The organism is Pseudomonas sp. KU26590, from assembly GCF_026153515.1.
In the GTDB taxonomy this organism is placed as follows: domain Bacteria; phylum Pseudomonadota; class Gammaproteobacteria; order Pseudomonadales; family Pseudomonadaceae; genus Aquipseudomonas.
Window position 1 is genome coordinate 905,100 of sequence record NZ_CP110644.1, and the last position, 17,401, is coordinate 922,500.

A 17,401-nucleotide genomic window follows, 5' to 3' on the forward strand; every position below is an offset into this window, starting at 1 on the left:
ATCTGGCCGGAGCCCCGGCGCGTTTGCATCCCTGACCGTTTTCCCTCAGACCACGAGGCTGATCATGACCCGCGAAGAATTCCTGCGTTTGGCCGCTGAAGGCTACAACCGCATTCCCCTTGCCTACGAAACCCTGGCCGACTTCGATACGCCGCTGTCGATCTATCTGAAGCTCGCTGACGAGCCCAATTCCTATCTGCTCGAGTCGGTTCAAGGCGGGGAGAAGTGGGGGCGTTATTCGATCATTGGTCTGCCATGCCGCACCGTTATGCGCGTCCATGACCATACCGTCAGCGTGACCCACGACGGTGTCGAGATCGAACGCCTGGAAGCGGAAGACCCGCTGGATTTCGTCGAGACCTTCAAGGCCCGCTATAACGTTCCGACCATCGCCGGTCTGCCACGCTTCAACGGCGGCCTGGTGGGCTACTTCGGTTACGACTGCGTGCGTTACGTCGAACAGCGTCTGGGTGCATGCCCGAATCCTGACCCGCTCGGCGTGCCGGACATTCTGCTGATGGTGTCCGATGCCGTCGTGGTATTCGATAACCTTGCCGGCAAGATGCACGCGATCGTGCTGGTCGATCCGGCTCAGCCTGAAGCCTATGAAGGAGGCCTGGCGCGACTCGAAGCGCTGATGGAGAAACTGCGTCAGCCGATCACGCCGCGTCGTGGTCTGGACCTGACCCGTCCGCAGGCGGCGGACCCGGTGTTCCGTTCGAGCTTCACCCAAGCGGATTATGAAAAAGCCGTCGACACGATCAAGGAATACATCCTGGCGGGCGACTGCATGCAGGTCGTGCCGTCCCAGCGCATGTCCATCGACTTCAAGGCCGCGCCGATCGACCTGTATCGCGCGCTGCGGTGCTTCAACCCGACGCCTTACATGTACTTCTTCAACTTCGGCGACTTCCACGTCGTCGGCAGTTCGCCGGAAGTGCTGGTGCGGGTCGAAGACAACTTGATCACCGTGCGCCCGATTGCCGGTACGCGTCCCCGTGGCGCCACCGAAGAAGAAGATTACGCGCTGGAAGTCGACCTGCTGTCAGACGACAAAGAGATTGCCGAGCACCTGATGCTCATCGATCTGGGGCGCAATGACACCGGGCGTGTCTCGGAAATCGGTTCGGTGAAACTGACCGAGAAGATGGTCATCGAGCGTTATTCGAACGTCATGCACATTGTGTCCAACGTCACCGGCCAGCTGAAAAGTGGCCTGACGGCGATGGATGCGCTGCGGGCCATCTTGCCGGCGGGCACGTTGTCGGGCGCGCCGAAGATTCGTGCGATGGAAATCATCGACGAACTGGAGCCGGTCAAGCGTGGTGTGTACGGCGGCGCAGTGGGCTATTTTGCCTGGAACGGCAACATGGACACCGCGATCGCCATCCGCACCGCCGTGATCAAAAACGGCGAGCTGCACGTTCAGGCCGGTGGCGGCATTGTCGCGGATTCTGTGCCAGCGCTGGAGTGGGAAGAAACCCTCAACAAGCGCCGCGCGATGTTCCGCGCCGTGGCGCTGGCGCAGCAGACACCCGAGGCTTGATGGTTGGTCTGCACATGAAAACGGCGCCTTAGGCGCCGTTTTTTATGCTGACCACAAATCCCACTGGGTTATCGCGTCAGAAATCCAGACTCACCGCCAGATTCACCCCTTGCTGCGTCACGTCATCATTCTTGCGCCAGTTATAGCCGGCACGGAGTGTCATGTCGGGCGCCAGCTTCTGGCTCAGGCCCACACTGGCGCGATTCAAACTGCGCTGCGGGTCATAGCCTTTCAGATCAAAGTCCACCCCTGGCACACTGTTCAGCGCAATGGTCACATCCTGCTGATCGGTATCGAACTCACGCTCATGGGCCACTTCGCCAAACAGCTGGGTCTGCGGCGTGACGTCGAACTTGCCTTGCAGCCCCGCGCCTAACCGCTTCGACTTGCGCGTCTGGTCGTCGTAATCGAGCGCGGTCGCGCGAGCACTGTCCTCCGAATAGCCATCGACGTTGACGTGAGAATAGTCGGCGCTGATGAACGGCGAGAAGTGCCAGCGACTGCTCTGTTCGGCCAGATCGAAGCCCACGCGGCCACTGATCGCCCACAGATCGCCGTTAGTGTCGCCTTTCTCCGCGCCTTCGCTGATGCCCAGCGCGAACTTGCGCTTGAGGTTGTCGTAGTCGAGTTTTCCGCCCGAGGCTGCCAAGTCTGCCCACCAGTGTTGCGCCTGATATTGAACGAACGCGGTGGCGATATAGCTGTTGAGCGTGTAGTCCGAATCCTTGGCCCCGGCTTCGAGGGTTTGCCGGTAAGCGCCCGCAACCAGGCCGGCTCTCCAGTCTTCAGCAAAGCGATAGCTGCCGCCCACCGTAAGGTTGTAGCCGTGACCGTCGCCGCTGGCGGAATTGCTTTGCGCGTCGAAATCCATTTTCTGACCGCCACCGGCGACGATGGCGCGCCATTCACCGACGTTCTGCCAGTTGCCCCAGTCCGCCAGCCACTGACTGCGCAGTTCATCCTGCTGCGCGCGCAAAGTACCGTTGGCCATTTCCGGCAGCAGGGTAATTTCCCATGGTGCGGACAGAATCGAATACCCGTAATCGGCGATCAATCGCTGACCCGCAACGGTCGGGTGCACGCCGTCGTTGAACAGCAGTTTGGTCGGATCAGGCGTCAGGCCGCCAATCCCGTAAACACTGTTGGCGGTGCAGTTGTTGCCGTTGAAACAGGTGCCGACCAGGTTTTGATCGGCCGCCAGCCCGTAGCGCGCCGGATCGGTCAGGACGTCACGTATGAGTCCCGGCACATTGAGCGGAATGACCTCGGCATCGATTTGCCCCAGGCGATTGACCAGCTGCTGGTTGAACACCCCGCTCAGCAACGTCGAAGGCACCTGCAATGGCGTGCCGAATACAGCAGGTGTGCTGCCGATGTCCGGCAGCAGCCAGACCATGATGTAACGCGCCCCGGCCTGGGACAGGATTTGTGCGCCGTTGGCCAGGTTGTTCGCTGCGTTGACGGCCTGTCCCGCACTCAGCACCCGGCCCTGAAGGAAGTCATTGCCGCCCCCGGTCAGGTAGTAAAGGGCGTTCGGGTCAGCCCGCGAGCTGTTTTCAACGAGATAGCCCGGCCGCGTCCGGAACACCGTCGTGACGCCCGTCGACGCGTCGGTGTTGGCAATCTGTGATTGGGTGGTGATCGCCGCGAGGATCTGATCTGTCCGGTCGCCGCCTACGGCCCAATTGTTGCCGTCTGCCAACCCTTGCGCGGCGCGAACGGGGGAGGTCGATGCCTGCAAATCCCCGGGCGCCACGCCCAGCTTTCCGCCCAGCAAGGTCGACGAGTTCAGGCCGAATGCCTCTCCGTTGCCGTTCAGGTACGTCGGGCCGGTGCGGTTGGTGAAGCGCAAGGTGGCGCCTGGAGGTCCACCCGCATCGGGAAACTGCCCGGCGTCGGCGAGGCTGTCGCCGAACACGATCATCGTTGAATAGGGGAAAGAGGCGGCCAGGGCCGAGGAACAGGCGAGTGAGAGCAGGCAGGCCGCGAACGGCCAGCGCAGTGTGGCTTTGAGCATGGGGGCATCCCTTATTGTTTTCAGTGCTGTACGAGAAGGTAGCAGCCGCGACACAAATCACCCACGATGCTGTGGCATTCACGGCAAATATTCTGTACCGGCTTCCCTGCTGCGATCTGCACCTTGCGGGTTCAAATCCTGCCTATCGGCCGCTGGCCCGCGCCATCCGGGCACTGCGATATTGCGCGCCCTGCGGCGGTACGCTACTGTGCGGCAACGTATGAACGAGACCTTTCCTGTGTCGATTGTCAGCAGCTTCTTGATGCGCGTTATCAAGGGCCACGCCCGCTGGCGTTGGCGCGCCTGACTATATCCCCCGCCGGCCCCGCCGGATCTTTATTGATATGCCTTCTGATGCCTCGGTTTTGCAGCGCCTCGCCGGACACCCTCCTGCGACCCCTCTGCGTGGAACTGAGGTCAGAAAACGGAAGGCCACCATAGAAGTCAGTAATTCAAAAGGTTAAGCACCATGCTGCTGATGATCGATAACTACGACTCCTTCACCTACAACGTCGTGCAGTACCTGGGCGAGCTGGGTGCCGACGTCAAAGTGATTCGCAACGACGAAATGACCGTCGCCGAAATCGAAGCCCTGAACCCCGAGCGCATCGTCGTTTCCCCAGGCCCCTGCACGCCGAACGAAGCGGGCGTGTCCATTGACGTGATCAAGCATTTTGCCGGCAAGCTACCCGTGCTCGGCGTCTGCCTGGGCCATCAGTCGATTGGCCAGGCGTTCGGCGGTGATGTGGTGCGCGCGCGCCAGGTCATGCACGGCAAGACCAGCGAGCTGATTCACGAAGACAAAGGCGTGTTCGAAGGCCTCAAGCATCCGCTGACCGTGACCCGCTATCACTCGCTGGTGGTCAAGCGCGAGACACTTCCGGACTGCCTGGAAATGACCGCCTGGACCCAAAGCGAAGACGGCGCGGTCGATGAAATCATGGGCCTGCGCCACAAGACCCTGAACGTCGAAGGTGTGCAGTTTCACCCTGAGTCGATTCTTTCCGAGCAGGGGCACGAGCTGTTCGCCAACTTCCTCAAGCAGACCGGCGGCACCCGTCAGGGTTAAGGGCACTTCAACATGGCAATGGATATCAAAACCGCGCTGGGCCGGGTTGTTAACCAACTGGACCTGAGCACCGACGAAATGCGCGACGTCATGCGCGAGGTCATGACCGGCCAATGCACGGAGGCGCAGATCGGCGCCTTCCTGATGGGCATGCGCATGAAGAGCGAAAGCATCGACGAAATCGTCGGCGCGGTGTCGGTCATGCGCGAGCTGGCGGATCAGGTCCAACTCAAAACCCTCGACGGCGTGGTCGACATCGTCGGCACCGGTGGCGATGGCGCGAACATCTTCAACGTCTCGACTGCCGCCTCCTTCGTGATTGCGGCGGCCGGGTGCACGGTCGCCAAGCACGGCAATCGCGCGGTCTCCGGCAAGAGTGGCAGTGCCGATTTGCTGGAAGCGGCAGGGGTTTACCTGAGCCTGACCCCGGTGCAAGTGGCGCGCTGCATTGACAGCGTCGGCATCGGCTTCATGTTCGCGCAGACCCATCATGGCGCGATGAAACACGCCGCCGGGCCACGCAAGGAGCTGGGGCTGCGGACCCTGTTCAACATGCTCGGCCCACTGACTAACCCGGCGGGCGTCAAGCATCAAGTGGTCGGTGTGTTCAGCCAGGCGCTGTGCCGGCCATTGGCCGAGGTGCTGCTGCGCATGGGCAGCAAACACGTGCTGGTGGTGCACTCCCAGGATGGCCTGGACGAATTCAGCATCGCCGCGCCGACGTTTGTCGCGGAACTCAAGAACGGCGAAGTGACCGAATACTGGGTGCAACCGGAAGATCTGGGCATGAAAAGCCAAAGCCTGTTTGGACTGGTGGTTGACAGTCCGGCGCAGTCGCTGGAATTGATTCGTGATGCGCTGGGTCGGCGCAAATCCGAGCACGGCCAGAAAGCCGCCGAAATGATCGTCCTCAACGCAGGCGCCGCGCTGTACGCGGCTGACCATGCTTCATCATTGAAAGAAGGTGTGGACTTGGCTCACGATGCACTGCACACGGGCCTGGCCCGCGAAAAGCTGGAAGAACTGGGTGCCTTTACCGCGGTATTCAAGCAGGAGAATGAAGAATGAGCGTGCCGACGGTTTTGGAAAAGATTCTGGCCCGAAAGGTTGAGGAAGTTGCTGCGCGTCGAGCCAGTATCAGCCTGGCCGAACTGGAGACTCTGGCTGCAGCAGCCGATGCGCCGCGCGGGTTCGCCAAAGCGATGATTGCCCAGGCCAAGCGCAAGCAGCCGGCCGTCATTGCAGAAATCAAAAAGGCTTCGCCGAGCAAAGGCGTGATCCGCGAAAACTTCCACCCGGCGGACATCGCCAAGAGCTACGAAACGGGCGGGGCGACCTGTCTTTCTGTGCTGACCGACGTCGATTTCTTTCAAGGCGCTGACGAGTACTTGAAGCAAGCCCGGGCCGCATGCTCGCTGCCAGTGATCCGCAAAGACTTCATGATCGACCCGTATCAGATTGTCGAAGCGCGGGCATTGGGCGCCGATTGCATTCTGCTGATCGTGTCGGCGCTGGACGACGTGAAGATGGCCGAGCTGGCTTCGGTCGCTAAAGGAGTCGGCCTCGACGTGCTGGTTGAAGTCCACGATGGCGACGAGCTGGAGCGGGCATTGAAGACCCTCGACACTCCGCTGGTGGGCGTCAACAACCGCAACCTGCACACGTTTGACGTCAGCCTGGAAACCACCCTCGACTTACTGCCACGTATTCCGCGTGATCGGCTGGTTATCACCGAAAGCGGCATTTTCCACCGTGCCGACGTTGAGCTCATGGAAATCAGCGACGTCTATTCCTTCCTGGTAGGCGAGGCGTTCATGCGCGCCGAGAAGCCGGGCGTGGAATTGCAGCGACTGTTCTTCCCGGAGAAAGGCACCGCGATCAAATCCGGCGGCTTGGACTGATCTACCGTTGTAGGCCAGAAAGCCATCGCCATTCGCGTCAGGAGGCAGTATGACCCTTCAGCTCTTGGAAACCTGCGTTGAAGCCGGCCTGAAGGCCGAGCAAGACCTGCTGACGTCGGTGTGTGATGGTCACGCCGACAGCGGCTTGCTGATCTGGCGGCCTACCGATCGCGCGTTGGTCATGCCGCGCCGGTTGAGCCGTCTTTCCGGCTTCACTGAAGCCAGTGAGACGCTCGCCGACAGCGGCTGGCCTGTGCTGCTGCGCGAAAGTGGCGGCGAGCCCGTGCCGCAATCGCCCTCGACGGTCAATGTGGCGCTTGTGTATGTCCAGCCGGACACCGATCTGGATCGCGACCGTATCGAAAACGCTTACATGCGCCTGTGTCAGCCGATTCTCGATGCGCTGGGTGAGCTGGGCGGCGCTGTATCCCTGGGAGAAGTCGAAGGTGCCTTCTGCGATGGCCGCTTCAACGTCAACCTCAACGGGCGCAAGATGGTCGGTACCGCGCAGCGCTGGCGGCAGAGTCAGGGTGGCAAGCGGCCGGTGGTGTTGGCCCATGCCGCGATGCTGCTGGAGGACGAGCGCGTCGAAATGGTGAATGCGGTCAATCGCTTCAATGAGACATGCGAACTGGATCAACGCTGCAAAGCAGAGAGCCACATCGCTTTGCATGAGTTATTTGAGGCGCCGGATTTCCTGGGCCGCTTGAGCGAACGCTACACACGGCTGCTCGCCCGGATCTGATTCAGCTACGGGCATTGGTCACGCCGTTACCGGGTGCCGAACACAACCATGGTTTTGCCTCGGACATGCACCAGGTTCTGCTCTTCCAGCGCCTTGAGCACGCGCCCGACCATCTCCCGCGAACACCCCACGATACGGCCAATCTCCTGGCGGGTGATCTTGATCTGCATGCCGTCGGGGTGGGTCATCGCGTCAGGCTGCTTGCACAGATCGAGCAGGCTGCGAGCCACGCGGCCAGTGACGTCCAGAAAGGCCAGATCGCCGACTTTGCGCGTGGTATTGCGCAGCCGCTCGGCGATCTGCGCGCCGATGGCGTACATCAACTCGGGATCATGCTGACTGAGTTCGCGGAACTTGGCGTAACTGATCTCGGCCACTTCACATTCGGTTTTGGCGCGCACCCAGGCGCTGCGCTGGGAACCGGCGGCCGTCTGCTGAAAAAGCCCCAGTTCGCCAAAGAAATCCCCGGTATTGAGGTAGGCCACGATCATCTCGCGGCCTTCGTTGTCTTCGATCAGGATCGTCACCGAGCCCTTGATGATCAGGTACAGCGAGTCCGACTCTTCGCCTGCGCAGAGGATGTTGCTCTTCGCCGGGCATCGTCGTCGTTGTGCATGGGGAAGCAGTTTGTCGGCGATTTTCATCTTGTTCGGAGGCGGCACCGCGAGCATGGCTATATCCCGTAAAAAACTGCGCCCTGAGGCATTCCTAGAGGTATCGGCAGTATTTCCGATTTGACGCAGTTCAACAGGGGCATTTAGCCATTTTTTCAGACACTTCCTACATTTCGGTCGTTTTCGGGCATGTCCAGTCCACTCAGCGACGCCAGGGCCCTGTGCTAAGCTGGCTGCCATTTTTCAAGCATTGGAGTCGGTGATGAAGGCGCGTATTCAATGGGCGGGTGAGGCGATGTTCCTCGGTGAGTCCGGCAGCGGCCATGTGGTCGTGATGGATGGCCCGCCCGAAAGCGGCGGTCGCAACCTGGGTGTTCGCCCGATGGAAATGGTGCTGATCGGCCTGGGTGGCTGCAGCAACTACGACGTGGTCAGCATCCTCAAGAAAGCCCGTCAGCCTATCGAAAGCTGCGAGGCGTTTCTGGAAGCCGAGCGCGCCAACGAAGACCCCAAGGTGTTCACCAAGATCCACCTGCACTTCGTGGTCAAAGGACGCGGTCTGAAAGAGACCCAGGTCAAACGTGCGATCGAGCTGTCGGCCGAGAAGTACTGCTCGGCGTCGATTATGCTGGGTAATGCGGGCGTCGAAATCACCCACGATTACGAGATCATCGAACTGGGCTGAGCAACGCTCAATTTTCACAAAAGCGGTGCAGGCTATGGCATGCGACTTCTGACGTCTGCATAATGCGCCCCTTTTTCAGGGCGCGACCGCCGGATAGCCGGCTCGCCTCCGACCAGACAACCAAAATCGCCAACGCGAAGAGGTGTTAACCGTCCTACGCAGCTGAGCCGGGCTCAGTTGACGGGCATGCTTGATCACGCGGCCAGCGCCGCACCCATATAGAGAGTTTTTAACGGTGAAAAGCAAACTCAAGCTCCACGGGTTCAATAACCTGACCAAGACCTTGAGCTTCAACATCTATGACATCTGCTATGCGGAAACCCCGCAGGACCAGCAGGCCTACGTCGAGTACATCAACAGTGTGTACGACGCCGAACGCCTGACGCGGATTCTCACCGATGTCGTCGATATCATTGGCGCGAACATCCTGAACATCGCGCGTCAGGACTACGATCCACAAGGCGCCAGCGTGACCATTCTGATCTCGGAGCAGCCGGTCACGCCGACCGACAGCCAGATCGAAGAATCGCCGGGTCCGCTGCCGGAAACCATCCTCGCGCACCTGGACAAGAGCCACATCACGGTTCACACCTACCCTGAAATTCACCCCGTTGACGGCATCGCCACCTTCCGTGTGGACATCGACGTGTCGACCTGCGGCGTGATCTCACCGTTGAAAGCGCTGAATTACCTGATCCACAAGTTCGAGTCCGACATCGTGACGGTCGACTATCGCGTTCGCGGCTTCACCCGTGACGTCGAAGGCAAGAAGCACTTCATCGACCACGAAATCAACTCGATCCAGAACTACCTTTCCGACGACACCCGCGACAGCTACCAGATGACTGACGTGAACGTGTATCAGGAAAACCTGTTCCACACCAAAATGCTGCTCAAGCAGTTCGAGCTGGACAACTACCTGTTCGGCGACGCCACCAGCAATCTCTCCGCTGAGCAGCGCCAGCAGGTCACTGGCCGCGTTAAGCACGAAATGCTCGAAATCTTCTACGGCCGCAACATGCCGGTCTAAGGTTTCAGCCGTACAAAAAAAGGCGCCTCTTCAGGCGCCTTCTTTGTTTCCAGCCTTTAGTGGCAGCCCTGCTCCTTGATGGAAGCCGGCCGACCGCAGATCCGATCAGATCCTGTAGGCGGTCTTGGTCATGACTTTGGCGATCAGGCTCATGCCGAATTTCACCGGTGCAGGGAAGCGGAATCCGCCTGCCTCGAGCGCGCTTTCTGCGTGATGCTCCTCGTCGGCGCACATCTGTTTGAGAATCGCCCGGGATTTCTCGTCCTCGACCGGCAATTGCTCCAGATGCTCATTCAAGTGTTTGCACACCTGATCTTCCGTCGCGGCAACGAAGCCCAGGCTGATTCGATCGCTGATTAAGCCAGCCACTGCGCCGATACCAAATGAAGCACCGTAGAACAGCGGGTTGAGCACGCTCGTGTGGCTGCCCAACTGATGAATGCGTTGCTCGCACCATACCAAGTGGTCGATTTCTTCTTCGGCAGCATGTTCCATTGCTTTGCGCACCTGAGGCAGTTTCGCGGTGAGCGCCTGTCCCTGATACAACGCCTGAGCGCAGACTTCGCCAGTGTGGTTGATGCGCATGAGACCAGCGACGTGTCGGGTGTCGGACTCGTTCATCTTGATATCGGGTTGAACAATGGCAGGCGAGGGACGGTGTGCGTGCGCGCTGACGGGCAGCAGCGTCTTCATCGCAGCGTCGGCCTGAAGCAGAAAACGGTCGATAGGGGAGTAGTGACGTTCGGTAGCCATGGGCGCCTCCGGGTAAATCCACGGCGGTCAGTCTACCCCAAACGGTGTAACCGGGCTTGTCCGGCGTCAGCCCGCCGAGGCGAAAGGCGCACGACCGGCGGGTAGACCATGCTTTACAGGGCTGACTCAGCCCGGCGGCCAGTTCATCTGGCGTTGACCCAGCACGTGCATGTGGATGTGATAGACGGTCTGTCCGCCTTTCTCGTTGGTGTTCATGACCACGCGGAAGCCGTCCTCGCAACCCAGCTCTTTCGCCAGCCGCTGAGCCGTGAACAGGATATGGCCCAGCAGGCCCTTATCGTCTTCAGTCACGTCGTTAAGGGTGGCGATCGGCTTCTTCGGGATAACCAGAAAATGCACAGGCGCCTGTGGGGCGATGTCGTGAAAGGCCAGCACTTGATCATCTTCGTAGATGATCTTCGCCGGGATTTCCCGGTTGATGATCTTGGTGAACAAAGTATCCACAGCCTTCTTGCTCCGTTTCGAGGGGGATGAAGGCAGTGTACTAAGCGTCCTGGGTCACGCCCAGACGTTTGTTGCGATGCGCCGCGTCAGGCTGACGTACGAGATTTGAGAATCGAGCCCCAGAGCTTTCGGGTCATCCAGCGACTGGCAAAGCGCGGCAGGCGCGTCAGTAGCCTGTTACGCCAACCCGGGATGATCACCGCACGGTTCTTTTCCAGCGCGCGAACCGTGTACAGCGCGACCTCTTCGGCGGTCATGTGGTTGTCGTGGGTGAACTTGCCGACGTCCAGCTGTGCGGTGCGGAAAAACGCTGTGCGCGTCGGCCCGGGGCACAACACCGAAATCTTCACGCCGGTTTTGTGCAGCTCCTCGCGCAGCCCTTCGGAAAATTGCAGTACGTACGCTTTGCTCGCGGCGTAGGTGCTCATCCATGGACCGGGCTGAAAGCCCATGATCGACGCAACGTTGAGGATCTGGCCGCCGCCTTGCACCGCCATCAGGTTGCCAACCGTGTGACAGAGGCGCGTCAACGCGAGCACATTAAGGTCGAGCAGGTCCTGCTCTTGCGCCCACTCTTGAGCGAGAAACGGCCCGCTGTTGCCGATGCCGGCGCAGTTGACCAGTAAATCGATGCTTCGCGAGCCTTCTTCGAGTTCGAGCAGAAAGCCCGAGAGGCGCAGCGGTTCACCCAGATCGCAGGCGCGGAACAGCACCTCGACACCGAAGCGTCGGGTGAACTCGATTGCGATGCTTTCGAGCATCTCCCGGTGCCTGGCCACCAGAATAAGGTTGCGACCCCTGCGGGCGAGGGCTTCTGCCATCGCCAGGCCAATACCGCTGGATGCACCTGTGACCATGGCGTAACGGGTCATGCAATTCTCCGGTGTTTGCAGCTTGTATTGAGACAGCGTCCTTGCTGCCAGATAGTTATTGGTCGTCGCGGCTGTCCGACGAGTCACCAATATCGACAGGATCAACGGGAACGGTCGGTTGTTCCGTGTCACTGGAGTCATCGTCGTAAGGCAGCGCTTGCTCGTATGCGCTGGTGGTGGCTTCAACTTCTTCCTGGATGGTTTTCAGTCCACCCATCACCCCAGCCACTAACGCCAGCACAAGTACGACAAGCCAGGTCACCGCGAGGACTTTGACGCGCGGCGTGTTGCTGGGCGGCGGCGGACCATACTCGTTAGGACCCGTGCTGCCGGGGACGGCCATCATCACGATCGGAAAGAAACTGCCCACCACTGGCACCAGATTCAGCAGCAGCAACCAGGCAGACATGCCGGCGTCATGCAGGCGCTGGGCGCCGATCTGGACACTGACGACGACAAACGCGACGAACGCGACGGTCCCTAACAGTCCGCCCGCCACTAGCGAAACGCTGAGAATGCCGACACACAGCACGGCGACCAGCATCGCGACTCCCACCAGCGCCAGGCTCCACGCCAGATAGCGCAGACGGCCAATCCGGCCCTGGATGGAAAACACCTTCAACTCGCCGACGGCTGGCCAGTCGTGTGCGACGGGCGTTCGCGGAGGTGCGTAAGGGGATGTCGCAGGATCGAAAACCGGACGCTGGGGAGCCACCTCAACCACTTCATCAAGGCTCAGTGACACTGGCTCTTCAGGCTCGATGCGGCCTTCGACGCCTGCCTCGTTCAACGCCGCGAGATAACGCTGCGCGTCGTCCCGCGTCAGGCTGCGCTTGATGGTCACGGGGTTACCGGTGAAGAGACGGTCAACGCCGGACACGTCGGTCTTGAACAGCTGTGCCAGGTTCAGGCGTGCTGTTTCCAGCGCTACGCCTGTTCGCAACTGTCCCTCGAAAACGATCTTGAAGTGCTCCGCCATGTTGGCTTCCTTGTCTTGAATTCATACGATGTGAGCAATGCGCGTCAGAACGGTTTGACGACGACCAGAATGACCACGGCCAGCAAGATCAACACGGGTACCTCGTTGAACCAGCGATAGAACACATGGCTGCGGCCTGGTTCTCCCCGCGCGAAGCGTTTGACCTGCGCGCCGCACACATGATGGTAACCAATCAGCAATACGACCAATGTGAGCTTGGCGTGCAACCAGCCTTGCTGCAGGAAGCCCGGTGCGAGGACGATCAGCCAGATACCGAATACCAGTGTGGCGATCATCGCGGGCACCATGATGCCCCGGTACAACTTGCGCTCCATGGTGCAGAAACGCTCGCGGCTTACGGCGTCTTCGCTCATGGCGTGGTAAACGAACAATCGCGGCAAATAGAACAGGGCAGCGAACCAGCACACCATCGCAACGATATGCAGCGCTTTAATCCAGAGATAGAGCATTTTGGTTTATTTCCAGGAACACGGTGCCAAATAGTAGTGGCTTCGGCGCCCGTACGTCACGTTCGCGGTTGTCCCTCACGCAATCGACCCATATGATCAGCGGCTTTCCACTGGTTTCGTTAAGGGGCAGGTTATGGTCAAGGTCGGTATCGTCGGCGGCACGGGTTACACCGGCGTCGAGTTGCTGCGTCTGCTGGCGCAACACCCGGAGGCTGAAGTGGTTGCGATCACCTCGCGCTCCGAGGCAGGTCTGCCTGTCGCTGACATGTATCCAAACCTGCGCGGTCACTATGACGGCCTGGCGTTCAGCGTGCCGGACGTCAAAGTGCTCGGCGCCTGCGATGTGGTGTTCTTCGCCACGCCTCACGGTGTTGCACATGCGCTGGCGGGCGAGTTACTCGCCGCGGGCACCAAGGTTATCGACCTCTCCGCTGACTTCCGTCTGCAAGACCCGGTTGAGTGGGCAAAGTGGTACAACCAGCCCCACGGCGCGCCGGAATTGCTCGACGAAGCGGTCTACGGCCTGCCGGAAGTCAATCGCGAGCACATCAAGGGCGCACGCCTGATTGCGGTGCCGGGTTGCTATCCAACCGCGACCCAGTTGGGTTTTCTTCCGCTGCTCGAAGCGGGCCTGGCTGACTCCTCGCGCCTGATCGCCGACTGCAAATCGGGTGTCAGTGGTGCAGGTCGCGGCGCCAGTGTGGGCTCGCTGTATTCCGAAACCAGCGAGAGCTTCAAGGCCTACGCCGTGAAAGGGCATCGCCATCTTCCCGAAATCAGCCAAGGGCTGCGTCGTGCTGCAGGCGGCGATGTCGGGCTGACGTTCGTGCCGCACCTGACACCGATGATTCGTGGCATTCACGCCACGTTGTACGCAACCGTCGTCGACAGGTCGGTGGATTTGCAGGCGTTGTTCGAGAAACGCTATGCCAACGAGCCTTTCGTCGACGTAATGCCCGCAGGCAGCCATCCGGAAACACGCAGCGTGCGCGGAGCTAACGTATGCCGCATGGCGGTGCATCGTCCGCAGGATGGCGATCTGGTGGTGGTGCTATCGGTCATCGACAACCTGGTCAAAGGCGCTTCGGGCCAGGCTGTCCAGAACATGAACATCATGTTTGGCCTCGATGAACGACTGGGCCTGTCCCATGCGGGGATGTTGCCGTAGCAGCAGCTTCAAGCTTCAAGCTGCAAGTCGTGACTCGATTGCTGATAGCGGGCTGTTTCTTGCAGCTTGTCGCTGCGACTTCTGGCTGGCGTGAGAATAGTTGACCATTTTTCTAGGAGAAGCGGATAATGCGCGTCATTACGCATTATGACGGCTTAGCGCCGGGAGATTTTGAGCATGAGCGTTGAATCCTTTACCCCTGTGGCTTTGGAATTCACCCACGGTGCCGCGCACAAGGTGAAAACTCTGGTCGATGAAGAGGGCAATGATCGCCTGAAGCTCCGCGTCTTCGTGACCGGGGGCGGTTGTTCCGGTTTCCAGTACGGCTTCACCTTTGATGAAGACGTCGCCGAAGATGACACCATCGTCGAGCGCGAGGGCGTCAGCCTGGTGGTTGACCCCATGAGCTTCCAATACCTGGCAGGTGCCGAAGTGGATTATCAGGAGGGTCTGGAAGGCTCTCGCTTCGTGATCAAGAATCCTAACGCCTCGACTACCTGTGGCTGCGGCTCTTCCTTCTCGATCTGATCCAACGCTACACACAAAAACGCCGCGCATTTGCGCGGCGTTTTGCATGGCGAGCGTTGCGATCAGGCCGGGTAGATTGCGCCCAGAACTCGCAAGCCTCTGGCCCCAGTCACGCTCGGACGGTTGGCGGGCACGCTTTCCAGCGCACAGTGCGCAAGCCAGGCGAACGCCATTGCTTCGACCCAATCAGGATCAACGCCGAATTCCGCCGTGCTCGTGACCTTTGTTGCCGGCAGCAGCGCCGCCAGTCGATCCATTAACGCCTTGTTGTGAGCGCCGCCGCCGCAGACCAGCAGTTCTTTGGTCTGCGCCTGTGCCGATTGCAGCGACTCGGTAATGCTCAGCGCGGTGACTTCCAGCAGTGTCGCCTGCACATCTTCGGGCCTCAGCGTTGGCATCTGGAACAAATGGTGGTGAACCCAGCCAAGGTTGAACACCTCACGGCCGGTACTCTTGGGACCCTTTGTCTGAAAGAACTGATCACTGAGCATTGACTTGAGCAGCGCATCATTGACTGTTCCGCTCGCGCCCCATGCGCCATCGCGGTCATAGCTCACGCCGCGCTGTGCCTGAATCCAGGCGTCGAGCAGTACATTGCCTGGACCCGAGTCAAAGCCGGAAACCGGTTTGTCGATCTCGATCAGGCTGAGGTTGCTGAAACCACCGACGTTGAGCACGGCGCGGTAGTCCTTGTTATCGTCGAACAACGCTTCGTGAAATGCCGGAACCAGCGGTGCGCCCTGGCCACCTGCAGCAATATCGCGCTTGCGGAAGTCGCTGACCACGGTGATGCCCGTCAGCTCGGCGAGCAGGGCAGGGTTGCCAATCTGAATGGTAAAGCCTCGGGCCGGTTCATGACGGATTGTCTGGCCATGACTGCCGATTGCGCGGATTTCACCGGCAGAGACTTTCTGCTGATCCAGCAAGGCCAGTACGCCTTGAGCCGCGAGGTGAACCCATTTCTGCTCGGCGATGCCGGCACGTGCCAGCTCATCCGGGCCGCTGGCGCAGAGCCCCAGCAGTTCGGCGCGAAGATCGTCGGGCATGGGAATGTAGTAGGTGCCGAGCAAACGTGGTCGGTCATCCTGTTCTACCAGCGCGAAGTCGAGTCCATCCAGACTGCTTCCGGACATTACACCTACATATAAAGTCATGGGTCAGCGCTTACTCGAGGCCAGCATGGTGGCCTTTTCCTGGTCCATGCGAGCCATCAAAGGTTGGCTCTCCTGCATGAACCGCTGTTTTTCGGACTTGGCGATCGGATCAGCCATCGGCAGCTTCTGCCCCAACGGGTCGACATGAACGCCATTTACCTGGAACTCGTAATGAACATGAGGACCCGTGGACAGGCCAGTGGTTCCAATATAGCCAATGACTTGACCTTGCTTGACGCTGGATCCGGACTGAATGCCCTTGGCAAACCCTTGCATGTGGCCGTACAGCGTCCGGTAGGTTTCGCCGTGCTGAATGATCACGGTATTGCCGTAACCGCCGCGCCGACCGGCAAGAATAACTTTGCCATCACCGGTTGCCTTGATTGGCGTGCCACGAGGTGCAGCGTAGTCGATGCCTTGATGGGCGCGAATCTTGTTCAGGATCGGGTGCTTGCGACCGGATGAGAACAGCGAGCTTATGCGTGCGAATTCGACCGGCGTACGGATGAATGCCTTACGCATGCTGTTGCCGTCTGCGGTGTAATAGTTGGTGTTGCCCTGCTTGTTCGTGTAACGCACTGCGGTGTAAGTCTTGCCGCGGTTTACGAAGCGCGCAGAAAGAATATTGCCGGTACTGACCGTCTTGCCGTTGACGACCTTCTGCTCGTAAATCACATCGAATTCGTCGCCCTTGCGAATATCCTGGGTGAAGTCGACGTCGTAGCCGAAGATGTTTGCCATCTCCATGGTCATGGTATGGCTAAGACCTGCACGCTGGGCGGATTGCGACAGCGAGTTGTTGATCATGCCATGCACATAGGCAGTGCGAACATTAGGTTTGCTCACGTCACGGGTAAACGTGTAGCCCTTGTCTGTCCGGGACAGGCTGATACTTTCTGTCTCGCTAAGCTTGCTGTGCAGCTGCTTGAGGTTGCCTTCAGGCGACAGCTCGAACTGCAGAACCTGGCCGTTTTTCAACTGGCTGAACTGCTTGGCTTGTTTGTCGCTGGCGATAACGTCGTGCACTGCCGTGGCAGGCAACCCTACTTTTTCGAACAACGTCGACAGCGTATCGCCTTTCGACACGACTATTTCCCGGTGCGTTGGGCCTTTGGCAGTGGCAACCTCTTTCGACGGTGGCTTGGTGTCGTTGACGGTCTTCGCCGTTTCAACTGGCTCAGCCACATCACCTTCGATCTGGGCGAAAGGAGAATCTACGGGCGCCTCTGTGGCTTGAGTCTGTTCTTGAGCGTCTTGTTCTTGCTCGATCTGATCAGAGGGTGTGTCCAGTTCAAGAGCAAGGTTTGTTCGTTTGGCTTCGACGTCGCTGGATGGGAATACGAGGAGAGCCAGGCTAAGCAGTGCGGCTATACCGCTCGCTGCAAGCAGGTGGCTCTTCGGATAA

17 protein-coding genes and 2 pseudogenes (1 of these 19 running past the window's edge) are annotated in these 17,401 nt (G+C 59.6%); 9 read left to right on the forward strand and 10 right to left on the reverse strand.

The features are described 5' to 3' along the window. Positions 1-64 precede the first annotated feature (64 nt). The gene (gene trpE / locus OKW98_RS04110; RefSeq protein WP_265388085.1) at positions 65-1,546 is read left to right on the forward strand and encodes an anthranilate synthase component I; all 1,482 of its coding nucleotides are present in this window, start codon (positions 65-67) and stop codon (positions 1,544-1,546) included. A 76-nt stretch (positions 1,547-1,622) separates the two neighbouring features. Here trpE and estP read toward each other — a convergent pair whose 3' ends face one another. Next, positions 1,623-3,563, reverse strand: a complete 1,941-nt coding sequence (gene estP, locus OKW98_RS04115) for an esterase EstP (protein ID WP_265388086.1) — start codon at positions 3,561-3,563, stop codon at positions 1,623-1,625. Between the two features lie 469 nt (positions 3,564-4,032). Between estP and OKW98_RS04120 the strand changes: the two genes are divergently transcribed. Genes OKW98_RS04120 through OKW98_RS04135 form a run of 4 tightly spaced genes read left to right on the forward strand, consistent with a single transcriptional unit; the run spans position 4,033 to position 7,278 of the window. Beyond that, complete coding sequence (locus OKW98_RS04120) at positions 4,033-4,632, forward strand: aminodeoxychorismate/anthranilate synthase component II (RefSeq protein WP_265388087.1); 600 nt, start codon at positions 4,033-4,035, stop codon at positions 4,630-4,632. Between the two features lie 18 nt (positions 4,633-4,650). After that, positions 4,651-5,700, forward strand: coding sequence for an anthranilate phosphoribosyltransferase (trpD, locus tag OKW98_RS04125; RefSeq protein WP_265389644.1), 1,050 nt, complete (start codon positions 4,651-4,653; stop codon positions 5,698-5,700). Continuing rightward, entirely contained in the window at positions 5,697-6,533 is an 837-nt protein-coding gene (gene trpC / locus OKW98_RS04130) for an indole-3-glycerol phosphate synthase TrpC (protein WP_265388088.1), read from the forward strand. The genes trpD and trpC overlap by 4 nt, the downstream gene beginning before the upstream one ends. Positions 6,534-6,582: 49 nt before the next feature. Beyond that, positions 6,583-7,278: a lipoate--protein ligase family protein gene (locus tag OKW98_RS04135; RefSeq protein ID WP_265388089.1), complete on the forward strand. Its 696-nt coding sequence runs from the start codon at positions 6,583-6,585 to the stop codon at positions 7,276-7,278. Between the two features lie 26 nt (positions 7,279-7,304). On the opposite strand, the gene crp is transcribed toward OKW98_RS04135, so the two are convergent. Further along, positions 7,305-7,949, reverse strand: a complete 645-nt coding sequence (gene crp / locus OKW98_RS04140; protein ID WP_265388090.1) for a cAMP-activated global transcriptional regulator CRP — start codon at positions 7,947-7,949, stop codon at positions 7,305-7,307. Positions 7,950-8,154: 205 nt separating this feature from the next. Between crp and OKW98_RS04145 the strand changes: the two genes are divergently transcribed. Together OKW98_RS04145 and speD are read left to right on the forward strand one after the other, a co-directional pair. Next, on the forward strand, positions 8,155-8,577 hold the full coding sequence (locus OKW98_RS04145; protein WP_037019202.1) for an OsmC family protein: 423 nt from the start codon (positions 8,155-8,157) through the stop codon (positions 8,575-8,577). 235 nt (positions 8,578-8,812) lie between these two features. After that, on the forward strand, positions 8,813-9,607 hold the full coding sequence (gene speD, locus OKW98_RS04150; RefSeq protein WP_265388091.1) for an adenosylmethionine decarboxylase: 795 nt from the start codon (positions 8,813-8,815) through the stop codon (positions 9,605-9,607). Between the two features lie 105 nt (positions 9,608-9,712). Here the strand turns inward: speD and coq7 are convergent, their stop codons facing one another. The 5 genes from coq7 to hemJ all read right to left on the reverse strand — a co-directional run bounded on the left by coq7 (position 9,713) and on the right by hemJ (position 13,146). Further along, positions 9,713-10,360, reverse strand: coding sequence for a 2-polyprenyl-3-methyl-6-methoxy-1,4-benzoquinone monooxygenase (coq7, locus tag OKW98_RS04155; protein ID WP_265388092.1), 648 nt, complete (start codon positions 10,358-10,360; stop codon positions 9,713-9,715). 126 nt (positions 10,361-10,486) lie between these two features. Then, complete coding sequence (locus tag OKW98_RS04160) at positions 10,487-10,825, reverse strand: histidine triad nucleotide-binding protein (RefSeq protein WP_065991361.1); 339 nt, start codon at positions 10,823-10,825, stop codon at positions 10,487-10,489. A gap of 86 nt (positions 10,826-10,911) precedes the next feature. Continuing rightward, on the reverse strand, positions 10,912-11,697 hold the full coding sequence (locus OKW98_RS04165; protein ID WP_265388093.1) for an SDR family NAD(P)-dependent oxidoreductase: 786 nt from the start codon (positions 11,695-11,697) through the stop codon (positions 10,912-10,914). 55 nt (positions 11,698-11,752) lie between these two features. After that, complete coding sequence (locus OKW98_RS04170) at positions 11,753-12,676, reverse strand: DUF805 domain-containing protein (RefSeq protein ID WP_265388094.1); 924 nt, start codon at positions 12,674-12,676, stop codon at positions 11,753-11,755. A gap of 44 nt (positions 12,677-12,720) precedes the next feature. After that, positions 12,721-13,146, reverse strand: a complete 426-nt coding sequence (hemJ, locus tag OKW98_RS04175; RefSeq protein ID WP_265388095.1) for a protoporphyrinogen oxidase HemJ — start codon at positions 13,144-13,146, stop codon at positions 12,721-12,723. 133 nt (positions 13,147-13,279) lie between these two features. Here hemJ and argC point away from each other — a divergent pair, with 133 nt between their 5' ends. Beyond that, positions 13,280-14,314, forward strand: a complete 1,035-nt coding sequence (gene argC, locus OKW98_RS04180) for an N-acetyl-gamma-glutamyl-phosphate reductase (protein WP_265388096.1) — start codon at positions 13,280-13,282, stop codon at positions 14,312-14,314. Between the two features lie 177 nt (positions 14,315-14,491). Continuing rightward, the gene (gene erpA, locus OKW98_RS04185) at positions 14,492-14,842 is read left to right on the forward strand and encodes an iron-sulfur cluster insertion protein ErpA (protein ID WP_265388097.1); all 351 of its coding nucleotides are present in this window, start codon (positions 14,492-14,494) and stop codon (positions 14,840-14,842) included. A gap of 62 nt (positions 14,843-14,904) precedes the next feature. Here the strand turns inward: erpA and OKW98_RS04190 are convergent, their stop codons facing one another. The 3 genes and pseudogenes from OKW98_RS04190 to OKW98_RS27415 all read right to left on the reverse strand — a co-directional run. Further along, positions 14,905-15,996: an anhydro-N-acetylmuramic acid kinase gene (locus tag OKW98_RS04190; RefSeq protein ID WP_265388098.1), complete on the reverse strand. Its 1,092-nt coding sequence runs from the start codon at positions 15,994-15,996 to the stop codon at positions 14,905-14,907. 3 nt (positions 15,997-15,999) lie between these two features. Continuing rightward, positions 16,000-17,112 (reverse strand): annotated as a pseudogene (locus tag OKW98_RS04195) (peptidoglycan DD-metalloendopeptidase family protein); the annotation flags it as partial. Positions 17,113-17,186: 74 nt separating this feature from the next. Beyond that, a pseudogene (locus OKW98_RS27415) lies at positions 17,187-17,401 on the reverse strand (peptidase M23); its annotated part runs 32 nt beyond the window's last position; the annotation flags it as partial.